General features: G+C 66.8%; 1 protein-coding gene. It reads right to left on the bottom strand.

Translation table 11 applies throughout. The features are described 5' to 3' along the window. Positions 1-40: 40 nt before the first annotated feature. Positions 41-325, bottom strand: a complete 285-nt coding sequence (locus tag A9Z05_RS01455; protein WP_084044082.1) for a phosphopantetheine-binding protein — start codon at positions 323-325, stop codon at positions 41-43. Positions 326-1,012: the final 687 nt, after the last annotated feature.

Here is a 1,012-nt window from a genome sequence, read left to right as displayed (position 1 = left end):
TCGATCGACGCGGCCGCGCGTCGTCCGTCGAGCGCCGCCGTCACTTCGTGCGATGGGCGGCGACGTAGGCCGCCAACGCACCGAGCGTCGCAAAGATCTTTTGGTTGTCCGGATTGTCCGAGCGCAGTTCGAAGCCGTATTTCTTCGAAATCAGCAGCGCGATTTCCAGGATGTCGATGGAGTCGAGCCCGAAACCTTCGCCATACAGCGGAGTGTCGGCCGTCACTGTGTCGAGCGGGACGTCTTCGAGATTCAATTCGCCGATGATCAGCGTGGCGAGCTCTTGTTCCAGTGCGTTCATCATGGGTGCGTGCAGGCGGCCCATCGCGGCGGGAGGTGCACGGAAACGGCAACCGTCGGGCACGCCCGGCGCGTGCAAAATCTCCGTCCCTCCGGCGTCTGCCGGCTTCCCCGCCTGCGTTATCGGGGGATCGTTTGTAAAAGTTACGCGGATTCTAGACGAAGGGTATCGGGTCGTATACCGCGAATGGTTACAAGACTGGCGAGCCGTCGCCGCGGCCCGTTTCGGGCGCGAATACACGAGACGCTTGAGCCGCTTTGGACGGAAATGGACCGACCCCGCGAAATCGTTCGTCCGGTGCCATACAATCGGTTACAAAACCCGGTCGCGGCCACCCCGAACGCGCGCTGCCGCGGCCCTAAAATGAGCGTGCCCGACCACCGGCCCGGACCGCGTCCCGGCCACCATTCATATGATGTTTGACGGCCCGACCATCGCGTCCGGCCACGATCCGCCCGATGTTTCCAGTCATGCCGCATCCGCCCTTGCGCTCCGTTCCGGTTCGCCCGCCCGTCAGCCGCTGCAGCCCGGTCGCCGAGCGCTGCGCGCGCCGCGCGCCCGGAGGCCGCCGATGAGCCGGCTGCTGGCCGTCGTGCGCGGTGTCGCAGCAGTCGGCGCCGTAGCCGCCTACCAGGCCGGCGCGCACTACGCGAGCGCCACGCCCGGCGCGCATGGCTTCGGCCTCGCGATGGCGCTCGTGCCGCCGCTGCT

The organism is Burkholderia sp. A2 (genome assembly GCF_001729305.1).
In the GTDB taxonomy this organism is placed as follows: domain Bacteria; phylum Pseudomonadota; class Gammaproteobacteria; order Burkholderiales; family Burkholderiaceae; genus Burkholderia; species Burkholderia sola.
This window is presented reverse-complemented; position numbering and strand designations above follow the sequence as displayed.

Bases quoted from the DNA above. Each gene is read 5' to 3' on its own strand.
- A9Z05_RS01455 (WP_084044082.1), bottom strand. From the start codon at position 325: ATGGGCCGCCTGCACGCACCCATGATGAACGCACTGGAACAAGAGCTC.